The 22,443-nt window shown below is 51.0% G+C and carries 19 protein-coding genes; 8 read left to right on the forward strand and 11 right to left on the reverse strand.

Annotation, left to right across the window (positions count from 1 at the left end):
- Position 1 precedes the first annotated feature (1 nt).
- Both IEY24_RS19395 and IEY24_RS19400 read left to right on the forward strand, forming a co-directional pair.
- The gene (locus IEY24_RS19395; RefSeq protein WP_229222634.1) at positions 2-2,035 is read left to right on the forward strand and encodes a T9SS type A sorting domain-containing protein; all 2,034 of its coding nucleotides are present in this window, start codon (positions 2-4) and stop codon (positions 2,033-2,035) included.
- Positions 2,036-2,138: 103 nt separating this feature from the next.
- Positions 2,139-3,134: a ligand-binding sensor domain-containing protein gene (locus IEY24_RS19400; protein ID WP_188935037.1), complete on the forward strand. Its 996-nt coding sequence runs from the start codon at positions 2,139-2,141 to the stop codon at positions 3,132-3,134.
- A gap of 64 nt (positions 3,135-3,198) precedes the next feature.
- Here IEY24_RS19400 and IEY24_RS19405 read toward each other — a convergent pair whose 3' ends face one another.
- The 6 genes from IEY24_RS19405 to IEY24_RS19430 form a co-directional block, all read right to left on the reverse strand.
- Positions 3,199-3,978 (reverse strand): TIGR00266 family protein, encoded by a 780-nt coding sequence (locus tag IEY24_RS19405; RefSeq protein ID WP_188935039.1) that lies wholly within the window; start codon positions 3,976-3,978, stop codon positions 3,199-3,201.
- Between the two features lie 46 nt (positions 3,979-4,024).
- On the reverse strand, positions 4,025-4,282 hold the full coding sequence (locus IEY24_RS19410; RefSeq protein ID WP_188935041.1) for a hypothetical protein: 258 nt from the start codon (positions 4,280-4,282) through the stop codon (positions 4,025-4,027).
- 107 nt (positions 4,283-4,389) lie between these two features.
- Positions 4,390-5,940, reverse strand: a complete 1,551-nt coding sequence (gene gltX, locus IEY24_RS19415; RefSeq protein ID WP_188935043.1) for a glutamate--tRNA ligase — start codon at positions 5,938-5,940, stop codon at positions 4,390-4,392.
- Between the two features lie 51 nt (positions 5,941-5,991).
- Positions 5,992-6,360 (reverse strand): Rid family detoxifying hydrolase, encoded by a 369-nt coding sequence (locus IEY24_RS19420; protein ID WP_188935045.1) that lies wholly within the window; start codon positions 6,358-6,360, stop codon positions 5,992-5,994.
- A 53-nt stretch (positions 6,361-6,413) separates the two neighbouring features.
- A complete protein-coding gene (locus tag IEY24_RS19425; protein ID WP_090375162.1) occupies positions 6,414-6,932 on the reverse strand; it encodes an acyl-CoA thioesterase in 519 nt (172 codons plus the stop codon).
- A 17-nt stretch (positions 6,933-6,949) separates the two neighbouring features.
- Positions 6,950-7,795 (reverse strand): outer membrane beta-barrel protein, encoded by an 846-nt coding sequence (locus tag IEY24_RS19430; RefSeq protein ID WP_188935047.1) that lies wholly within the window; start codon positions 7,793-7,795, stop codon positions 6,950-6,952.
- A gap of 133 nt (positions 7,796-7,928) precedes the next feature.
- Here IEY24_RS19430 and IEY24_RS19435 point away from each other — a divergent pair, with 133 nt between their 5' ends.
- A complete protein-coding gene (locus IEY24_RS19435; RefSeq protein ID WP_188935049.1) occupies positions 7,929-9,002 on the forward strand; it encodes a hypothetical protein in 1,074 nt (357 codons plus the stop codon).
- 65 nt (positions 9,003-9,067) lie between these two features.
- Here IEY24_RS19435 and IEY24_RS19440 read toward each other — a convergent pair whose 3' ends face one another.
- From IEY24_RS19440 to IEY24_RS19450, 3 genes are all read right to left on the reverse strand, one after another.
- Positions 9,068-9,763: a head GIN domain-containing protein gene (locus IEY24_RS19440; RefSeq protein ID WP_188935051.1), complete on the reverse strand. Its 696-nt coding sequence runs from the start codon at positions 9,761-9,763 to the stop codon at positions 9,068-9,070.
- Between the two features lie 69 nt (positions 9,764-9,832).
- The gene (locus tag IEY24_RS19445) at positions 9,833-12,367 is read right to left on the reverse strand and encodes a PspC domain-containing protein (protein WP_188935054.1); all 2,535 of its coding nucleotides are present in this window, start codon (positions 12,365-12,367) and stop codon (positions 9,833-9,835) included.
- A gap of 29 nt (positions 12,368-12,396) precedes the next feature.
- Entirely contained in the window at positions 12,397-12,771 is a 375-nt protein-coding gene (locus tag IEY24_RS19450) for a PadR family transcriptional regulator (RefSeq protein ID WP_090151757.1), read from the reverse strand.
- 311 nt (positions 12,772-13,082) lie between these two features.
- Here IEY24_RS19450 and IEY24_RS19455 point away from each other — a divergent pair, with 311 nt between their 5' ends.
- From IEY24_RS19455 to murA, 4 genes are all read left to right on the forward strand, one after another.
- Entirely contained in the window at positions 13,083-13,586 is a 504-nt protein-coding gene (locus tag IEY24_RS19455) for a dihydrofolate reductase (protein ID WP_229222641.1), read from the forward strand.
- A 34-nt stretch (positions 13,587-13,620) separates the two neighbouring features.
- Complete coding sequence (locus IEY24_RS19460; protein ID WP_188935058.1) at positions 13,621-16,398, forward strand: C25 family cysteine peptidase; 2,778 nt, start codon at positions 13,621-13,623, stop codon at positions 16,396-16,398.
- Positions 16,399-16,488: 90 nt separating this feature from the next.
- Complete coding sequence (locus tag IEY24_RS19465) at positions 16,489-17,220, forward strand: DUF4290 domain-containing protein (RefSeq protein ID WP_229222643.1); 732 nt, start codon at positions 16,489-16,491, stop codon at positions 17,218-17,220.
- Between the two features lie 45 nt (positions 17,221-17,265).
- Positions 17,266-18,573, forward strand: a complete 1,308-nt coding sequence (murA, locus tag IEY24_RS19470; protein ID WP_188935060.1) for a UDP-N-acetylglucosamine 1-carboxyvinyltransferase — start codon at positions 17,266-17,268, stop codon at positions 18,571-18,573.
- A gap of 92 nt (positions 18,574-18,665) precedes the next feature.
- Here murA and IEY24_RS19475 read toward each other — a convergent pair whose 3' ends face one another.
- Complete coding sequence (locus IEY24_RS19475) at positions 18,666-19,526, reverse strand: 3-keto-disaccharide hydrolase (RefSeq protein WP_188935062.1); 861 nt, start codon at positions 19,524-19,526, stop codon at positions 18,666-18,668.
- Between the two features lie 231 nt (positions 19,527-19,757).
- On the opposite strand from IEY24_RS19475, the gene IEY24_RS19480 reads away from it, so the two are divergent.
- On the forward strand, positions 19,758-21,086 hold the full coding sequence (locus IEY24_RS19480; protein ID WP_188935064.1) for a cryptochrome/photolyase family protein: 1,329 nt from the start codon (positions 19,758-19,760) through the stop codon (positions 21,084-21,086).
- Here the strand turns inward: IEY24_RS19480 and IEY24_RS19485 are convergent, their stop codons facing one another.
- Positions 21,087-22,367 carry a M16 family metallopeptidase gene (locus tag IEY24_RS19485; RefSeq protein ID WP_188935067.1) on the reverse strand — a complete coding sequence of 427 codons (1,281 nt, stop codon included), beginning with the start codon at positions 22,365-22,367 and terminating at the stop codon, positions 21,087-21,089.
- Positions 22,368-22,443: the final 76 nt, after the last annotated feature.

Raw genomic sequence — 22,443 nt, forward strand, 5'->3', positions numbered from 1 at the left:
AATGTCGGAAAGGAGTTGTGTTGCCACCCGGTGCCGTTTATGTTTCAGGATAGTCCTGCTATGCCTGATCACCGGCATTGTGCATGGGCAGCTGGTCGTTACCAACCCGGTATCAAACCAGGTAATGCAGCGCAATGCATCGGGCACGGCCTCCATTTCAGTAACTGCCTATGCGCATTACCCCTATACCCGGGTCAACGCCGCATTGATCCCCATCGAAGGCAATGAGAACGTCGTGCAGGAAAGACAGTTTGATTCAAATCAGTTGGCCCAGGGGTTTTTACATGCAACATTCATCGCCCGCACCGGCTGGTACCGCCTCGAACTAACCGGCACTACCGCCAACGGCATAACTGATTCAGCGGTGGTGGACCGAGTGGGCGTGGGTGAAGTGTTCCTCGTAACCGGCAATTCCAATGCAATGGGCCTGCGCGGCCTCGGTGCAAAAGACGCCTCTTCCAATATAGTATCCTTCAATGCGCTCAACAAAACCCTCAACAACGAAAACATTACCATAGCCCCCGACGGCCCTATGCCGGCTCCACGCTTCGAACCACTGAAAAGCGGCAGCAACGTTTTCCCGAATGGCGAAACTTCGTGGTATTGGGGTGAGCTGGGGGATTTGTTATTCCAAAGATGGAGAACACCGGTATTGTTTTTCAATGCCGCCTGGGCAGCCGCTAATGCGGAAAACTACCGAGATGCAGCTTCCGGAAAGGATGCTTATAATTTGTATGTAGGAAAATTCTGGCCCAACCGGCAGCCTTACAGCAATATCGTCAACACGATGCGCTACCTGACTTCACTCACCGGCGTAAGGGCGGTACTGTGGGCGCACGGTGAGAATGATGCGCAGTTGGGCTTCACCGAAGCACAATATTTCGATGGTATCCGGACGCTCATCCAGAATAGCCGCAGGGATTCGGGGTACAATATTGCCTGGTACATTGCACGCAACTCCGCCAGTAATCAGCAAAAGGATCCCTACTTGCCCATTCTGAATGCGCAAAACCGCTTGATAGCCCAGCGCGGTTTCAATGCGTTCCAGGGTCCCTACCTGGACACCATCCAGATACCACGCCCCACTTCCGCACATTTTGAAAATGTACCCGGCGGCGTTCAGGGACTTACGCTGGCGGCCACAGCCTGGAACAGGAGCCTGGCCGACACTGCCGTGGCGAAGACCATTCCTTTGCAGCCCTCATACGCATTACACGCAGGCGTGACGCCCGCACGCGTGTATCCGGGCGCGACGTTCAGCCTTCCCTTCATGATCACCGGCAATGCACCCGCTGCATTGCAAATCATAGCCGAGCTGCTGGATGCCCAAGGGCAGTTCGTTGCCAATGTGGGCACAGGCACCGGCAGTCCATTTAAAATACAAATGCCTTCGGACATCGGTGACGGGAAGTACTACATCCGGCTCGCAGGCCTCAATCCAATCCTGCCCGGCGGCGTCTCCCAGCCAATTTACGTGGAACGCTCGTCGAGGACGATTAAATACGTCAATACCATCGGCGTGCGAAATACGGGCAGCGCTATTCATGTATCCTGGGCCGTGGCACCGGCACCCGGCCTCACGTCCATGACCGTCCAGAAAACGACCGATGGTCTGCAATACACCAATGTTGAAAGCTTCCCTGCGCCAGCGCCCGACGCATCGGGAGTATTTGCCTTCACAGACAACAATCCAGGCAGCGGGACTATTTTTTACAGAATAAAAATGGTGTATGGTAATGGCACGATTGCCTATTCGACTATCGTAACACTATTTCGCGATGGTGCCCCCGCTCCGTGGACCGTTTTTCCTAACCCCGTTACGCAGCAGCAATTTTACATTGTTCCCACCGTCGACATGGGAGTTACCTGCCGCCTTTTTGACGCGGCCGGGCGTGAACATCCTATTCAAACATCGGCACGTGAAGCGGTAGGGCTGCTATCTGTTCGTCCGCGTTACGCATTACCCGCCGGAAAATATATCCTTCAAATGACATCCGCTGGCAAAACGAGTGCACAAAGCGTTGTTTTCTATTAATACAACATATATCTTACTAATAATCAACAGCTTCCAACTATTCCCGAACCCGGCGTGTCCATAAAAACGATTCCCCGTTCTTGAAACCGCAAATTTTGATGCTATGAAAAGATTATTACCCCTTTTTCTCTTCGCGCTCCTGATTAATGCCTGTAAAACCAGCGAGAGCCCCGTCCCGCTTCAAATTTCCGGCGCCAACCTGCAAGACTACCACATCATTTCCATCGCTTTCGACGCGAAGGGCACCGCGTGGCTCGGAACGCTTAGCCAGGGGCTCATCCGGCATAGCGGCACGAGCATCGCCGTTTTTGATTCTACCAACTCTATCTTGAACAAAGCAGCCATCTGGGACATTGAAGTTGATAAAAAGGGAAACGTCTGGCTCGGAACCGACGCGCTGATCAAATATGACGGCTCGAAATTTACGCGGTACGAGTCGGGGCTGTACAACCTGCCGCGCAATGCGGTGCGCTCGCTGGCTATCGACGGGGCCGATAATGTGTGGTTTTCGGCAGGTGCTTCCCGGCAGGGCGGTTTGGTCAAATATGATGGCAGCCGCTTTACCGCATTCACGCCGGAGAATTCCAAACTTCCGGGCAATCTGATAGCAGGCATTGCCATCGATCAGAAAAATACTGTTTGGGTTGCGCTCAACGATGGGGTTACCGCTACCTCGATTGTGCGTATCAGCGACGGTAAATGGGACATTTTCGGAGAAAAAGAACTCGGTTTTAATCCGTACTACTACGGCAACATCGTGATCGACAAAAACAATGACTTGCTGGCTTCTATCAATTACGGGCTATCCAGTACCATTGTGCCCGGTCGCCCGCAGATTTTCAGGTTCAACGGACAATCGACCCAGGTTATCAATCTCCCGGACGAGAATAAAAAGTCGTACATGACTCAACAGGTCTTCGCCGATCGCGATAACCGGATCTGGGCCGCGTTTTGGGACGATAAAGAATATGGCGTTTTCCGGAACGGGAAATGGGAGCTGAAAGATCTTGAGGAGAGCGGCGGCATATTTGCCATCAACCAGAGCCCGTCGGGCGAAATCTGGCTCGGGGCGGGCAAAGGTGTTTATATTTTGAAGTAAAAAAATGCCACGCTGAGCGAAGTGCGGTACAGTTCCGCGCTTCGCTCAGCGTGACATGAATATTTTAATCTTCGAACAGGCTTCCCAAGCCTCCGATTACCGAACCGCTTTCTTTCCTTGCATTTGGCCCTCCAACTGAAAGTCGCTGGATCAGTTTAGAAATCGGCATCGACTGCACCCAGCAACGGCCGGTACCGCGCAATGTGGCCAGGAACATCCCTTCCCCACCAAAGACCATCGATTTCAGACCGCCCGAACGTTGGATATCAAAGCTCAGCGATTGCTCAAACGCCACCACGCAGCCGGTATCGACGCGCAGCGTTTCATTATTCAGCTGTTTTTCCATCACCACGCCACCCGCATGTACGAATGCCATCCCATCGCCTTTCAGCTTTTGTAGTATAAAACCTTCCCCGCCAAACAATCCCGATCCGAAACGCTGGTTGAAATGGATTTTCATGCTGGTACCCATGGCTGCGCAAAGGAAACCGTCTTTCTGCACGATCAGCTCGTTGCCATAGATTTTGGACAAGTCGATCGGCATAACCGTTCCCGGATAAGGCGCCGAGAATGCCACTTTCTTTTTACCAACGCCCCGGTTGGTGAAATGCGTCATAAACAGCGATTCGCCGGTAATCAGGCGGGTTCCTGCCTGAAAAATCTTGCCCATAATGCTCTGGTTCGCTTCCGAGCCATCACCCATTTTGGTTTCGAACTGAATGCCGTCTTCCATAAAAAGCATAGCACCCGCTTCGGCGATCACGGTTTCGTTCGGATCTAATTCGATTTCAACGACCTGGATGTCGTCGCCGATGATTTTGTAATCGATTTCGTGTGAGATCATTTTTTCGTAAAAGGTTTTATAGGTTGGTCAAAACGATTGCAGCCTGCTATTCTTCCTCCTCCTCTTCTTCCTCGGAAGTCTTTTTCTTTGATTTCCGGGTTTTCCGACCAGGGATATCCTCGCGGTCACGGAGTTTTTTGTCATCCACATTTTTATTCAAAAATTCATTGATACGGTCCATATCAAAGCTCGTGGTGATCTCACCGAAAGAGTTGATCTGGATATCAAAACCTTCCAGGTCTTTGTGCACGCGTGGTTTTTCCGGTGCAGGCTTGGACGTTTCCGATTGTTTTTTCTTAGCCATGTGTTTGATGCCAATGGGCCGCAGCGCGGTCCGTTATTCACTTGTTACGAAAATATGCAATGATCCCCGCCGTGCCAATGTAATTTGATCCTGCGGTCTGTGCTGCCTTATGCCAGCCTTATTTGGGCTGACAAACGGCTGAGTGCTGTTTCGAGCCTTCTCACGACCTCGTCCTTTCCGAGTATTTCCATGATGATCATCAAATCCGGGCCAGCACCTGCACCGGTCACTGCAAGTCGCAATGCCTGCATGATCTTGCCCATTTTGATACCCAGCGATTCCATGGTCGCGGACAGCACTTCCTTAATATCGTGAGCTACGAAATTTCCTTCAAAACCAGCCAGCGCCTCTTTGAAACCTCCGATTGCGTTCACGGCCTCTTCGTTCCATTTCTTGATCACCACATCCTGGTCGAACTCCTCCGGCGCCGCAAACAAAAAGAGCGATTCCGACACGATCTCTTTAACGAAGTGTACGCGGTCTTTCAGCAAATGTACGATCTGCACGAGCTGATCGTCGTTTACATTAATGCCTTTTGCGCTATACAACGGTTTCAATTGCTCAATAATGGCGGCATCGTCCAGTTGTTTCAGATATTGTTGGTTGAACCAGTTTGCCTTCTGGATATCGAACCTCGCGCCCGCTTTATGCACGCGCTCGAAGCTGAATGAGGCAATGAGCTCATCCATGCTGAAAATCTCCTGCTCGGTACCTGCGTTCCAGCCGAGCAATGCCAGAAAGTTGGCAGTAGCGCCGGGTAGATAACCTTCTTCGCGGAAGCCACGGGCTTTATCGCCGGTATTTGGGTCGGTCCATTCCAATGGGAAGATCGGGAAGCCACCCAGGTCGGCGTCGCGTTTCGAGAGCTTTCCGTTACCATCCGGTTTGAGGAGCAGCGGCAAATGCGCGAACTGCGGCATGGTGCTTTCCCAGCCCAGGTAGCGGTATAGCAGTACGTGCAGCGGAGCCGACGGCAGCCATTCTTCGCCGCGGATCACGTGGGTAATGCCCATCAAATGGTCGTCCACGATGTTGGCCAAATGGTAAGTGGGCATTCCATCCGATTTCAAAAGCACTTTATCATCGATCTGGGACGAATGCACTACCACCCAGCCACGGATCAGGTCGTTGAAACGGATATCCTCCTTCGGGCTGATCTTCATCCGGATCACATAGGGATCGCCACTTTCGAGGCGTGCTTTGGTTTCCTCTGCCGAGAGCGTGAGCGAGTTGGTCATTTCGGTGCGTGTGATCGCATTGTATTGCACGGCAGCTACTTTGGCAGCCTCCAGGCGCTTACGCATATCGTCCAGCTGTTCGGGCGTATCGAAAGCATAATATGCTTTCCCTTCCTGAACGAGCCTTTCCGCATATTCGCGGTACATTTCTTTTCTTTCCGATTGCCGGTAAGGCGCGTGCGGTCCGCCTTGCTGCGGGCCTTCATCTATTTCAATACCCAGCCACTCCAGCGCTTCCAGAATGTATGCCTCGGCGCCCGGAACGTAGCGGTTCTGGTCGGTATCTTCGATGCGAAGCAGCATCTGGCCGCCTTGCTGGCGTGCAAACAGGTAGTTATACAGGGCCGTACGCACACCGCCCGCATGCAGCGGACCGGTAGGGCTAGGCGCAAAACGCACCCTGACAGGTTTGTTATTCATTTATTCAAAAAATTAAGTTCAATGGTATTTGTCAGGTGTTATTCACCCGCGTCACTCGACCGCAACAACCGATATTTCAACGTTAACGTCCTTCGGCAAGCGCGCTACCTGTACGGTCTCGCGGGCGGGAGGATCTTTCGTAAAAAAGCCGCCGTAGATTTCGTTTACAGCGGTGAAGTCGTTCATATCGCGGAGGAAAATACTGGCTTTCACCACATTATGAAACCCAAGACCTGCCGCTCCCAGGATATGCCCGATATTTTGCATGACCATCCCGGTTTCTGCCTTAATATCCCCGGACTTCGCCAGCTCGGCAGCGATTTGCCCTGAAACGTACACAGTACCATTTACTTTAACAGCCTGGCTGTAAGGACCAATGGGGGCCGGTGCTTTATCTGAAAATATGATTTGCTTGGGCATAGTTGACAAGAGTTAATGCCGCAAAATTACCAAATTATGCCGTGCCTACCGCCTTATTCCACCTTAAAAAGCGCTTTCAGTTCGGTGGCTTCGGCTGCATTCAGGCGTCCGGCCAGTACAAGGCGCAACTGGCGACGACGAAGGGCGCTGAGGTACAACTCATTTTCCTCGTCTGTCTCCGGTTCCAGCGGCGGCACTTCGATAGGCCGGCCATTTTGGTCCACCGCCACGAAAGTGTAGAATGCGCGGTTGGTACTCACCCGCTGACCTGCCGGAATATCCTCCGCCCACACTTCGAGGAAAACCTCCATCGAAGAGTTGAATGCACGGGTAACCTTGGCGTGCATCGTCACGATGTTACCCAGGCGGATTGGCTCCGTAAACGAGACATTATCCACCGAGGCCGTTACCACAATGCGGTTCGAATGCTTCTGCGCCGAAATAGCCGCGCAAATATCCATCCAGTGCAGCAGCCTCCCCCCCATCAGGTTATTGAGTGTATTGGTATCGTTGGGAAGCACCATTTCGGTCATGGTTACTTCGGATTGATGGGGCTTTTTCGGTTTCAGCATGTTGGTTTTGAAATGATTTAAAACTTGGGGCATCGGGTCTTTTTGCGCTCAATGGCCTGGGCGCGGTTGCCGATCAGGTACGTAGCGCGTACCTGGAAAAATAAATAGCTGTCTTTGCTTTTGGCACTACCGCGGTTCCATCCCGGCTGTCGCAATGGCTCGCCGATTTCAGAAGAACGATCGGAGAGCGCGCGCGCAATGTCGCTGGGCAGCTGGTCGGGGTTGGGATAAACGGTGCTCACGTCGTCGAGGTAATCGGATCTAACGAAGTTATTGCAGAGTTCAAGGCCGACGCTCAGCCTTTGGGTGGTCTTAACCGAAACCCCAATGCCGCCGGTGAACACCAGCGGCATTCGCTTGTATTTTACGCCCTCGGTCGTGAGCTCCGGCAGGCTGTACCAGGTGCCGCCGAGTTTCGCTTTCGGGCTCAGGTAGGTAACTCCCACGCCTCCAAAAAGGTATGGATTGATGGGCGCTTGCCGATTGTATGCAAACAGATCCGCCTGCAATCCCAGGTTAATGTCCGGATTGAATGTCTTGAATGAAAGGTTATTCTGGTAGTTTTTGGAATACTTCTGATCCCCGGAAACTTGATAAAAACGCAGCTCCCCGCGTGCGCTCACATGTTCGGTAAGCCGGTACAGCGCGCCGAGCGAGACAGAAGGGCCCAGCCCAAGGTGCTTTAAATTCACACCATCATTCAAATCACCCATATAATAAGCCACACCAACCCCGGCCGTGACGCTCAATACCCCGAACGGATCGGTATAGCGCCCCCCGAACTTGGAGCGTCCTTGTCCCGTCGCCAACTGATTAAACGTTGTCAGGAACAATGCAAGGGCTAGTAGAATTTTTCGGCTCATGTGTGATGTCAGTAATGCGTGTTGAGTGATGCAAGTTGTAAAAGAAACTGATTTATCCCAAATTGTTAAAGTTAATATCAGTTACTTACAACTTTCCTGAACTTTCGCTGTAAACAAGTCCTTAATCCCTACTATGCGTATTTTTATTCAAAGTGTTGCCTTCGTCAGTCTGTTTACACTTGCCGTTTCCTGTTCCAAAAAAGCTTCCGACACCGTAGCCCCTGACCAGTGCCTCTATTTGGGTAAAACTGTTACAGGTGAAAGGCCGTCCGTCAATGAGAAAACCAGTTATGGAAATGAGATAGGCTGGAACGACCAGAAACAAATGACGGCAGCGAGGAGGTTTGACAAATCCGAGGGACGAAGTAATATATCAGATGCCATTTTGTGGACCAATGACAATCAGATCAATTTTACATTCGCATATGATTCCGAAGGTTTCCTGACTCAAAAAGTGATGAAAATCATCAATATCCACTGGGGGGAGGGCGTACGGGCCACTACCTATGAAGGGAGGAAATTTGAAAATTTCGCGGATGAAACGAGTGAGACATCCGAATATAAATATGAATCGGGCCGGGTTAAACTGGTGAATATACTGGTCGCCAAACGTCTACGGGGGAACGGTGAAATCCTCCTCGACCAGACTTTTAATTACACTAAAACCTATACCTACGACAGTCAGGGCAATCCCGTTTCCGCGATAGAAACCAATCCTTTGGGAAAAACCGTCTCAACTTATAAAAATGGAATACTCGCCTCAGCCGTGACTACAAACACCGCCGATCAGCTACAATTTACAGAAGAATATGATGACAAGGGTAACCGAACCGCCCAGATTGGCCGTAACTACCGTTTCAATTATACCTACGACGCCAAAGGCAACCTGACCCGCATTGAATACACCGTAAATAACAAACCGGTTTACACCCAGGATTACACCTTCGACGACCGCCTAAATCCCGAAAGTACCATTCCCACTAAATTCAAAGGCATACCTGAGCTCCTGCGGACTTTACCAATATCGACTAGCGTCAACAATATTACAGGAAAGAAATACAACGGCATTCAGATCACCAGCAACTACGAAACCAAATCCAGTTATGTCTACAATGTCGAGGGTCTGCCCGAATCGTCTGCCAGCACGTGGACGGGAGAAGAAATAGGACAGACAGAGTCCACGACATTCCGTTACAAATGCCCATGAACTACAAAAAAGGCCCGCAATCGCGGACCTTTTTTGTAGTTCATGGTGAATATTAAATGGTTGTCTTACTCTCTTTTGACGGAGCTTGCGCCGGATGTACTGGAATGGATATCCTTCGCGCCGCCCGAGTAACGAATGCTGCTGGCTCCGCTCGCTTCGGCATTCACGGTATTGCTTGCAACTACGGCGGCGCTGCTGGCGCCCGAGGCATCTATATTGACGGTTTTGGCCGAGAAATCGCGGCCTTTGAATGATGACGCTCCCGAAACGTCGCCGGTAAGCACATCGCCTTCGCCAGTGAGCGTGAGCGACGAGGCACCCGAAAGATCAACGGCTACTTTCGGGGAAGCAAGGCTCATGGTGACCTGCGATGCGCCGGAAACTTCGATCTCCATGTTTTTCACACCGCTGAAACGGGCCACATTGGCTTTGGAAGCACCCGAAAAGTCAACGCCTTCGAGAGCCGGCATGGTAATGCTGATATCGACGGTCTTGCGGTTCTTGTTCCAGCCATTGTTTTTATAACCCAAATGCAGGGTACTGCCTTTCACAGCCGACTCCATATCGTCCAGATCCTCGGAACGGCCGGTTGCCGTTACACTGAAACTGCTTCCCTGCTTTACATCTATTTTGAATGCGCTGCCCATAGCAAGTCGGGTAAAGCCCGACACGGAGAACTTACGAGTTCCCTGCGCGGATACCTGGCACGACAATGCGGTGATTAGAAGGGCAGCAATAAGGAATAGTTGCGTTCTTTTCATGGTTTAACAAGTTAGATTTTCCGAAAAGATGAAAAGAATGCCGGCGACGTTGCACCGGCATTCAAAATTTTACTGGACGTTGATTTTGCTGGCCCCGCTTGCGTGTTTATTCAGGTTAGGCACATGGCTCAGCTCCACTTTCGAGGCGCCCGACGCATTCACATCCGCGTTCTGGATATTCATTTCGGTGGCTGTAACCCGGCAGGCGCCATGTGCGTCGAGCTTGGCCGACTTCGCCGAACCTCTCAGCGTGGCTTTCGAAGCCCCCGAGACATTAACAGACAATTGATCTGCGAACACATTCAGCTCGGTTTTGGAAGCACCCGAAATATCTACGTTCAGCTTGGGCAAATCTTTGAACTCGGTTACCAATGTTTTATTGGCTCCGGAAAGCGACAGGTTCTCAATCGTCGGCATGGTAATCACGATGCCTACGCGTTCCCATTTTTCATGGTCGAAGAGGTTAAACTCGCGGGTACGTTTCACGCGCAGCACACCGTCTTCTACCACTACTTTGATATCATCGATATTCTCCTGGTTGTCCGAATCGGCCGTTACACCGTATTCACTGCCCTGGCGGATGATGATCGAATAGGCCCCGCCGATATCCACTTTTTTGAAATCCGAAACCGGGAATTGCTTACTGTAATTGCCGCGCTCGCCCAGTTCCAGGTCGCTGTTGTCGTTGTATTCAAAAGAATAGCCGCCCTGATCGCCTTCGTTGTTTTCACTACGGATGTATTTCAAAGGGATATTGGTGCAAACAAGTCCCGAATCGCGGCGCATAACCCACACGAGCTTGTTCCAGGTGATATCGTCGGCATCGTGCAGGTCATATTTTTTGATGTTCTGCTGGCTGCTCTCCCAGTCGTTCAGCTGGTGATAAAAATCCCTTTTCATAGCAAAAGGCTTGTTATAAGGCACACTCACCGTCAGGTCTATCTCCTGATCGCGGAACCGTGAGCGGCTGGAAAGCACAGGGCCTTCTGTAAGTACGAACACCGAGTCGCGGAACTGCGGGCTGTACTGGATTTCCTTCGCATTCTTCTCCGCATCTGCTTTCGAGCGGCCTCTTGCACGTAGTGTCTTTTCAAGTTTAATACTGTCACCGCCATTGAAGCCGGCCAATCGTACATCTACATCAATATTCTCCTCATCGTATAAATAGTTGTAATCCAAAGTCAATGTACCCCGTGGAACGGCATAATATGCCATTTCAGTCACTTCACTTCTTTTGGCAAAGTTCCGCTGGTAATTGACCCCACCGACAGTGGCTCCGATCACGCCGACGATCCAGAGGCCCAGCAATGTCAGCCACACGCTTCCGCCGACGATCTTTTTGTTGGAAATCAATGTAAGGCCCAGCAGAAGGAACGTTACCAAAGGAATAGCCGCCACCAGGATACCTGAGAGGATTAATATTTCGGGTAATTCCTGGTAAATCAGCATCGGGATCGGCAAGTCATCGAATGCTCCGACGCTGGTAAGGCCCAGCGCTACACCCGCCGCAATCACGATCCCTAATAACCCAAGTGCCGACATCCCGATCAGAAATGCCCCGATCAGCACCCTTAAAATCGGCCCGAGACCCCTGAGGAGCCTCCCCAGCGCCGCCACAACCAGCCCGATGGCCCGGAAAGGCAACAACAATATCTTGGTAACTACATGCTCTTCTCCCCCTCTTTCTTCCAAATTGAGGCTCTGCTTGATGTTCGACTCAATATTGGAGAGGGTAATAGGCTCCCCCTGCATTTCCATTTTTTCGGTAAGCGTATTAGCATTAGGAGCAATCACCCACAATACGATGTAGATCAGGAAACCGGTTCCGAACAGCAGGATCGACAATACCCACAGAAAACGCACCACGCCCAGGTCCACCCCGAAATAGGAAGCCACACCGGCCGCCACACCGCCTACGACCTTGCGGTCCGGATCGCGGTAGAATTTCTTGATATGCGCATCCTCTTCCAAAGTAGTGGAACCAGGAAATGCGACCCACATGGCAATGTACACCAGCACCATAAAGCCCGAAATCGGCCCGAAGATTTCCTCCGCATTCATGTCGAGCATGCCCGATCCTGCCGGCAAGCCGATCACCGCGAACAGAAATGCAAGCCTAACCCAGATGGCATCCACCGTAAAGTAATGCGCCAGACCGGCTGCTACCCCGCCCAGGAGCTTCCTGCGCAGGTCTCTGTAAAGTTTCCGGGGTGCGCCAGGCTTTGCAGGTTCTGTTTTAGGTGCATTAGCCGCCGAAGTATATGCTTCTTGTCTTGGTGCGGAAGCTTGCGCCGAAGCCGTTTCCAGCGGGTCGGCCAGGATATCCTCGGCTTGCTCGATTGCCTCGAAATCGGCCACGGTACCCATTGCGGCGATCAGCTCGTCGACGTCCGACAACGAGATCACCTGCTTGTTCTCCGCTTTTTGTTTGTTCAGAAACCGCTCTGCAATCCTGCCCTCAATGTCCGAAAGGATCTCCTTGCTATCCGCAAACGAAGAAAAATACTTCTGGATAGAGGCGAGATATCCTTTCAGTTTCTCGTAGCCATCCTCCTCGATGTGGAAGATAATGCCGCCTATATTTATGCTGATTGTCTTTTTCATGATTGAAATAATCGAATGTCTCTTAGTGATCAGTTAGGGTCAGGAAGATTGCTTGAAGCCGTTTTGCTCAATTCCTCTGTGCGTTTAATCACGGTTTGCACCGAGTCGGCGAGCTCAAACCAAGTAGCCTGCATCGCGTCCAGGAAGACCTTCCCCTCATCCGTCAAAACATAGTATTTCCTTGGAGGGCCCGAAGACGACTCCACCCATTTATAATCCAGCCAGCCCGAGTTCTTTAATCTGGTAAGAAGAGGGTATAATGTCCCTTCCACCACCATGATGTGGGCGGAAGTTAGTTCATCCAACATATCCGAAGCATATACTTCGCCCCGGGATATGATGTGCAGGATGCAGAATTCCAAAATTCCCTTCCGCATCTGCACTTGGGCATTTTCAATATTCATGTGGTTTCATGAGTTAATTTTAAATGAATATGTTCATGGCTAACAGATAGAATTTAAACTTCTAACAATACAAAGGTATACACAGGTACTTTGCGATGCAAGGTACCATGTTAAAAAAATATTCTTGTTAGGATGAATGGTTATTTTAATAGGTCGATCGGTTAAAAATCTATTTGCTACTAAAAGCCGTAACCGAATTAATACTCTTCGCTATACTCCGTCGGTTAAAACCGACGGTAATAGATTATCTTTTGCCGTCGGTTTTAACCGACGGAGATAGAAAGAGAAAGAGAAAAAAAATGATCATTAATATGAAAATGCAACTATATATCATCGCCGCGATGAGCGAAAACCATGTCATCGGGCTGAACAACAGCCTGCCTTGGCACCTGCCTGATGAATGGACGCATTTCCGAAAAGTGACTGCCGGTAAAGCATTCATGATGGGCAGAAAGAGTTTCGAAGCGCCCGACGCGCTGCATTCCGAATACCGGAATGTGATCATTACCGCTCACCCGCCTGCGCAGGCCGAGCCCCATGTGGAATACGCCAAAGATATTTCCGAAGCGATCGCGTTACTTTCCGATGAAACCGACGTATTCATTTTAGGCGGTGCGAGTATCTTTCAACAAATGCTCCCATTGGCCCAGAGAATGTATCTGACCATTATACACGCACAAGTCGAAGGCGATGCGTATTTCCCGGCATTTGACCCGAACGACTGGCACTTAGCGAGTTCAGAGTTTCATGACACCGATGACGCTCATGCGTATTCGTTTTCTATGAACCTCTACGTCCGAAAGCAGCCGGAATAAACCCGCCCGTCCTTGTGCATCAAAACTTAACAGGATGACAAGGATTTTTACACACACCTTACCACTCTTCTGCTGCATTTGTTGGCATATCAGATGCCATGCGCAGGATCACTACGGCAACGAGTGGATCGATTACAAGCAGATGTACCTGCGCATTCCGGTAGCGGAGACCGGCATTTACAAAATCACCGCGGCCGAACTCGCGCGGCAGGGCATTCTGACCGATTCGATACTGATTTCCGGCATTCAACTCTTCGCACACGGCGGAGAAGTGCCGATCGAGGTTGCGGGCGAACCATCGGGCAAGCTGGGCCGCGATGGGTACATTCTGTTTTCCGGTAAAAAGAATGATGGCTACTCCGATACCGCACTATACACCAATCCGGAGGCGATGCCGCATCATTACTATAACCTTTACTCCGACACCACAGCCTATTTCCTCACCTGGCAAAACGGCAAAAGCGGGTTAAGAACCAGCTTTCCTGCTCCCGGCACTGTTACCGACAGCGCTGCCTTTCATTGGGAAGAGGCGTTGCAACTTTTTACCTCCCACTACTTGCCCGGAAGATTCTTTCCACCCGAAAGCAATTACGAAACCGGCTCGTTACGCACCGCTTACGACGAAGGTGAAGGGTGGACCGGGCCGGAAATCGCCGAGCGTACACCATTGGAAATTGTATTTAAAACCAATGAACTCTATAAAGACAAGCAATCGGACATTGCCTGCGAAATACTTCTCGCAGGCTGGTCGCCGGGCGTGCATTCATTTGTATTATGGGTTGGTAATGGTAAAAATTTAAGAAGAAGGTTGGCCGATTTAAATGTAATTGACCGTGAAACCAAGCTTGTTCAGTTTAAAATATCCATTGAAGATTTCGATCAAACTGGTCGGTTGATATTCACACTCCTACCCGTGGGCACAGGCGGCCACGTCTCACTCTCGTATGCACGTATGCGCTACCCGCAGGCAGGAATTCGCATCGCATCCGAGCCGATGCGAATCCTCCCGCTAAGGCCCGTCCGATTCACACAGATCGACCCGGAAACAGATTACCTGATTATCACGCATCCGCTCATGCGGGCGCCTGCCGGCGGTCTGGACCCAGTTGCCGAATATACAAGTTACCGTGCCTCCAAAAGTGGTGGCGGGTTCAAGACCGCCGCCGTTTACAGCCATGAGGTCTTTGATCAGTTTAATGCAGGACAACCCGGTCCGCAAGGCATCCGCAATGCAATCCGCTGGCTGCACGATAAGGGAAATTTGAAATTCGCATTGCTGGCTGGACGGTCTGTCGACCCGCAAAAAGCAAGAAAAGTAAAGGATTCGTGGCAAATCGATATGGTACCAAATGCTGGTTGGCCCGGTTCCGATGTGGCGCTGGCTATGGGAGGTGGCTTTGTTCCCCTTGTCCCGATCGGCCGCATTAATGCATTAAATTCCCAACAACTGCTCGATTACCTGCATAAAGTGCAGGCCATGGAGGCCGAACCTTCTTCGGCAGCCTGGCGGAGTCGGGTGTTACACCTCAGTGGAGGTCGGTCGCGTGATGAGTTGAATGCGTTCAGATCTTACGTCCAATCCTTTGAAAAGCAACTTGAAAACACAACGCCGACCCGGAAAGTAGCGACGATTTCGAAGCTCACAGACAGTGCAGTTGAAGCTGCACACATTGATAAACAGGTGAATGAAGGCGTAGCGCTCATTACCGCATTCGGCCACTCGTCGATTGATGTTACAGATATAGACATCGGGCGTGCAAGCGATCCGGGGAAGAATTACCGGAACCATCCGCGCTATCCGGCCGTGATCGTCAACGGTTGTGCGGCAGGCAGCATTTTTTACTCAACCCAGACATTGAGCAGCGACTGGATATTTGCGCCCGAAAGCGGAGCAGTACTCTTTTTGGCACATACTTTCAATGGGCCTTCGACTGCATTAAGGCGCTACACCGGAATATTCTATGAAGTCCTGGCCGATTCCGCATTCACCAACGAACCATTTGGCCGGATCCAGCGGGAAGCGATCAGGCGGAACCTGTCGTGCAACCCTGGCATTCAGGATAGCATCAACGTCCAGCAAATGACGTTGCACGGCGACCCGGCGATCCGCATTTTCCCTGCCTCTCCCACCGGTTACGACAGCGAAGGCGAAGCGACAAATATCCCGCCGCTGATGCAGGTTTCGATCGACAGGAAACAGCTTATTAACGGAGAGGTTGTTTCCGGGAAGCCTGTTATCGGTATCCGAATTTTCGACGACACGCTCCCGGACGCCGACAACGACACAACCATGGTGGCCATCTGGCTGAAAAAGCAATGTGACGGATGTACGGATGCCCGGGTTCCACTCCGAAATGCTATTGGAAAGAATGGAGACGGGAAATTTTACGAAATCATCATTGAACCTGCATTAGTCCCGGGCAAATACCTGCTCACCATTCAATGTCGGGATAAAACAGGGCTTTCGGCGTCCCCGTACCAGATCCATTTCGAAGTACCCGACCATAGCGGACTGATAGAAGTGGTGGTCGCCTCCAATCCATCCGGGCAATGGTTCAGGTTCACAATTCAAAATCGGGGGGTTGGTGTTACCGATCTCGAAATCACGATCCGAAATCCGCTGGGAACGAAGGTATTCCGAAAACTGTTGCATTGTTACACCGGGCGAAACGAATACTTTTGGACTCCGGCAGTCTTCTGCGCCGGGCTTCCGGCAGGAGTTTACCATTACACGATCAATCCCGCAGAAGCCGGTCGCCCGCCGGCGTTTCCCTTCGAAGGTGTGCGGGGACATTTGCTTTACACTCCCTGAGCCGGCGCCGCAGAATGCCTGTTTTACCGCTACACCTCATTTTGTTTCCAAAAACTTATTATTTTTGTCCATTATAAAAAAGATATCCCATTGAAAGAATACGGTAGTAACGTACAAAAATTGGCCGACCACATCGTCACGATCGAGGACAAGGCTAAGCGCACACTTTATGCGCATATCCTGGTCGAGCTTATGCGTCAGATACATCCCAACATGCGGGATAACCAGGACTACACCAACAAGTTGTGGGACGACCTGTACATTATTTCCGGTTTCGAGTTGGATGTCGACAGTCCTTTCCCGCCTCCATCCAAGGAAGCACTGGGCAAAAAGCCGCTGCGCGTCGAGTATAACCAGCAAAACCTGACGTTCCGCCACTACGGTCGCAATATCGATTTGCTTCTGGAAAAAGCCTCACAGACCGAAAATCCGGAAGATCGCCTGGCATTCGTTTCCTACATTTTCCGTCTGATGCGCTCGTTCTTCAACGCATGGAATAAGGATAACCCGGAAGACAACGTGCTGCTCGGGCAGCTGGAACAACTCAGCAAAGGTCGTTTGCAGGAGGAAATCGACTATATCCGCAAGTCGGGGCCCATCGACGCCGCACCGAAAGACCGCAACAACAACCAGGAACGGAACCGTGTGAACCAGTCGGGCGGAAATAACTTCAAAGCGCAATCCAGCCACAATTCCGACAGGCAGGGCGGCAACAGCCAAGGCAACCAAAACCGCAATCGGAACAACAAATTCTCCAACCGGAACGGAAGCAACAACAATAACAACAACCGGAATAACAACCGCAAAAAACCTGGAATGTAACATCCAGGTTTCATTTTATACCGTCTCAATTGCCCAAAATCTTCTATGGCATCATTCAAAATTACCGGGGATCGACGTCTCAAGGGTGAAATCGTGCCGCAAGGCGCCAAAAACGAAGCATTGCAGATTATCTGCGCCGTACTCCTCACCAAAGAGCCGGTTACTATCCACAACATCCCCAACATCCGCGACGTAAACCAGTTGATCAACCTGCTGGGCGATCTGGGCGTACGCCGCACCCGTCTGAGCGATTCCTCCATCCGTTTCGAAGCCGACGATATTAACCTCGATTACCTCGAATCGGATTCATTCCGGCAGAAAGCCGCTGCATTGCGTGGCTCGGTGATGTTGCTCGGGCCTATGCTGGCCCGTTTCCGTAAAGGACGCATTCCACGTCCTGGTGGCGACAAAATCGGCCGGAGAAGACTGGACACGCACTTCCTGGGTTTTGAAAAACTGGGGGCGGAGTTTAGTTATGACGAAGAAGATGGCGGGTTCTATCGCGTCGATGCAGCCAATCTGAAAGGCACTTACATGCTTTTGGACGAGGCTTCGGTAACCGGTACTGCCAACGTGTTGATGGCGGCGGTGATGGCCGAAGGCACTACAACCATTTACAATGCGGCCTGCGAGCCCTATTTGCAGCAGCTTTGTAAAATGCTGAACCGCATGGGTGCCAAAATCTCCGGTATCGCCTCCAACATGCTCATCGTCGAAGGCGTTAGCGAGCTGAAAGGCACCGAGCACACGATGCTCCCGGATATGATCGAGATCGGTAGCTTCATCGGCCTTGCGGCTATGACGCAGTCGGAGATCACGATCAAAAATTGCCAAATTCCTGAACTGGGCATTATTCCTGACGTATTCAAAAGATTGGGCATTCAAATGGAGTTCCGTGGCGACGATATCTTCATCCCGGCCCAGGAACGCTACCGCATCGAAAACTACCTCGACGGCTCTACGCTTTCTGTTGCCGATGCGCCATGGCCCGGCTTTACGCCCGACTTGCTTAGTATCGTGCTCGTTACGGCCACCCAGGCTCAGGGAACGGTTCTCATTCACCAGAAGATGTTCGAAAGCCGCCTGTTCTTTGTGGATAAACTGATCGAAATGGGCGCGCAGATCATTCTTTGCGATCCGCACCGCGCGACGGTGATCGGGCACAACCGCGAGACGCAGCTTCGCGGTATTCGGATGACTTCCCCTGATATCCGCGCCGGGGTTGCATTGCTCATCGCCGCAATGTCCGCCAAAGGCGTAAGTATTATCGATAATATCGAGCAAATCGACCGCGGTTATCAGAACATCGATACCCGCCTGAACGCGATCGGTGCTGAGATTGTGCGGTTGTAACCCAAATGTCACACTGAGCAAAGTCGAAGTGCTTGCAGAACGTTTTACCGTACTGACTGTCTTCGACTTCGCTCAGACCGACAATCTGCCAATTACTTCTTCTTGCCGTAAGTACACTTGCTGTTATCCGCCTTCACATAATACGACTTGTAGTTCGTCGCTTTCGGATCCATACAGCCTTTCAAATCCAAAATCTCCACTTTCCTGAACTCAACCGGATGGCTTTCGCTTTGCAGTGAGATCGAACCGTGATCAAGCAGCTTTCCGGCGATCATGAGTGAAGGATCGTGGCCACTTACGTTTCCGCCGCCCAACTGGGGTTTGTTGTATTCCAAAACCATTTCCTCATTGGCAAAATGCTGAATCAGCGAGTCGCCCAGCACAAGTACTTCCGCCCGCACCCATTGATCGCCATTGTAGGTTTTAGATTTGGAATTAATGCAATGCTGCGTAACCAGCTTGCCATCGATCACCACATTTGTGCCAGGCGTACAAAGGTTACAAGTTGTGCGGGTCTTGTCGTTTCCGCCCAATAGCTGCACCTCTATCGACGCGGGGAAATCCTGGTTTTTACCCATCGTAGCAGCCGGCTGCCCGTGTACCATGATACCGCTGTTGCGCCATGCCCAGCCCTCGCCTTTGGGCGCCTGCTCGCCCACGAATCGGTATTCTACGGCAACGCGATAATAGGAAAAATCACCTTTGTAGAAGATATGGCCGTATTTTTGGGCAAAATCATCGTACTTGTCGTAACGGACCACCATTTTACCGTCTTCTACGCGAAAAGTATTGTTGTAGTTGTCGTTCAGATCGTAGCCTCGGATCTTGATATCCCAGCCATCCAGGTTTTTTCCGTTGAAAAGCTGTTTCCATTCCTGTTTGCCGGCATCATTCTTTTGGCCGAAAACCATAAGGCACACAAGGCTGAATAGGATCGTGAGTTGTAATTTCATGAATACGGGTTAAGTTAAGATTGATCACGCTTTCGACGTATGTTTGCAGCGCCGGGCGTCGGGCGCCGGGCGTCGGGCGCTCCGGCAGTAAATATACGATTTGAAAAACCATACTCGTACGCAGGCACCGCATTAAAAACCCTGGCATGCCGCGGGTTCCCTGATCCAAGAACCGCCTTACTTCGTAGTTGAGTTGTACTAATAATCCTTCATTCTGATCACAAAAGTTGTATGAGCCTGAAAACGAAAGACAAAATCGTGCTATTCTGGTTTCGCCGCGATCTTCGGCTGCAAGACAATGCCGGGCTCTATTATGCATTGCTTTCCGGTTACCCGGTCGTTCCGCTCTTCATTTTCGACCGGAATATTCTGGACGACATCGAAGAAAAGAAGGACCCGCGCCTGACGTTTATATATGATGCCATTTTAAAAATCCGGGAAGAGTTGCAGCAGAAAGGGGCTGATATCCTCGTTGAATACGGGTTCCCGGTAGAAATCTGGGAAAGGCTTGCTGATGAATATGACATCGCCGAAGTTTACACCAACACCGATTACGAGCCCTATGCCACCGACCGCGACAAGGAAGTTTACCGGATTTTGAAGAAAAAGGATATTGTTTTCAAAACCTGCAAAGACCAGGTCATTTTTGAAAAACAGGAAATATTAAGCGGCCAGGGTATGCCATACACCGTTTTTACGCCATACAGCCGTGCATGGAAAGAGAAGCTCAACGATTTTTACCTTAAATCTTATCCTACCAGGAAGTATTTCCGGCATTTCTACAAATGGCATGGCGCAGCATTGCCTGCATTAAAGGATATGGGATTTGAAAAGGCAGACTATGAATTTCCCTCCGGTCACATTGATAATGCTTTGCTTGAAGACTACGCAAAAGAGCGCGATTTCCCAGCCAAGGAGGCTACCAGCCGCATAGGCATTCACTTGCGTTTTGGCACTGTAAGCATACGAAAGCTTGCACGCCAGGCACGCACGCACAGCGACACGTTTCTGAACGAACTAATCTGGCGGGACTTTTACCAGCAAATCCTTTCTAATTTCCCGCATGTAGGCAAGGGCGAAGCTTTCCGGAAGGCTTATGATTTTATCAAATGGCGCTACGACAAGCGTGATTTCCAGAAATGGTGTGAGGGTAGAACGGGTTATCCACTGGTAGACGCGGGCATGCGCCAGCTCAATGCGATCGGGTTCATGCACAACCGTGTGCGGATGGTCACCGCCAGCTTCCTGTCCAAACATTTGCTGATCGACTGGCGCTGGGGCGAGGCCTATTTTGCCGAAAAGCTGCTGGATTACGATCTCGCGGCCAACAATGGCGGATGGCAATGGGCGGCGGGATCAGGAACGGATGCCGCCCCGTATTTCCGGATATTCAACCCGGCATCGCAGGCGGAGAAGTTCGACCCGAAAATGGAGTACATCAAAAAATGGGTCCCGGAATTTGGTACCGCCGATTACCCCGAACCGATGGTCGATCACAAAATGGCCCGCGAGCGCTGCCTGAAATCTTACAAGGATGCGTTAGACAAAGCCAACCAGTAGCTATTTGCCCCCTGCAACCACCGTCACCATATCTTTTGTGTTCAGGTAGCGGTTGGCCATTTCCATCACGTCCGCAGCCGTGGTGGCGTGAACACGGTCGATGTACTGGTTGAAAAAATCGGCGGGCAGGCTGTCCAGCAACAATATCTTACGCCGGTCGGCCACTTCGAATGCGGTATTCAATGAGCCTGCAAACTCGCCGGCCATAAAGCTCTTGACGGTCTGCAATTCTTCATCTCCCACCAGTTCGGTCTGCAAGCGGGATATTTCTTTTTTGATCTCGTCGATGGTCTGTTGGGTAAATTCTTTCTTCACATCTGTACCGATCATCAGGTAACCCTCATTACGCAACGTCACGAGATGCGAGGAGATGCCGTAGGTAAGGCCTTTTTCTTCGCGGATATTTTTCATCAGCCGCGACCCGAAATAGCCGCCCAGGATCTCGTTTGTTACCAGCATTTTGAAATAGTCGGGATGATGGCGGTTAAACAGCACCCGGCCCATCCTGATCGAGGACTGAACACTTTCAGGCCGGTCCACGATGGTCTCGTCGCCTTGGTAGGGTTCGGATGCATCGAAGTAAAATGGACCCGTCTCGACATCGAAGGAATTTTGCCCTAATGTCGCATTTACATGCTGCACATCAGCCTCGGTAACCTGACCCGCGAGCACCACCGTAAATTTGCCGTCGCGTATAAACCGTTCGTAATGCATCTGTACCGCCCCCATTCCCAGTGCTTCGATCTCCTCCGCGTTCTGGCTTTGTCCGTAAGGATGTGCCGCACCGAACAACCGTGCCCTGAACTCGGTAGTGGCGAGATACGCGGTTTTCTCCCTGTTTACTTTCAAATTCTGGACAGTGATATTTTTCAGTTCCTGAAACTCCTTCTCAGGGAATGTGGCACTGCGGATCAGCTTCTGCACCAGCGGAAGTACCTCGGGTAGGAAGCGCGACAGGCAATACACCACAATACCGACGCGATCGGAGGTGTGGGTCAGCTCTGTGAACGCACCAAGCTGGTCGAATGCTTCGCTGATTTCCTGTGACGTCATCCCCTCAACGCCTTCCGTCAGCATTTTGACGGCAAAATACGATGCCGCCGCCTCGCTTTCATACCAGTTACCTGCTTCGAAAATACACTCCAGACGTACCACCGGCTGCTCCCCGATATTGATCACATGCAATGCGATCCCGTTATCGAGCGTGTAGGTTTGAGGGCCAGGCAAGTTTACGGTTTGAACAACTTTGAAATCAGGAGCAATGGTACGATCCAGTGACATGGGCGGCGATGAGTATAAAAAAACGAATGACGTTGCAATAACGCCATTCGTTCCGAATAATTAATTTTCTCTTAAG

The organism is Dyadobacter endophyticus (assembly GCF_014641595.1).
GTDB classification, from domain to species: domain Bacteria; phylum Bacteroidota; class Bacteroidia; order Cytophagales; family Spirosomataceae; genus Dyadobacter; species Dyadobacter endophyticus.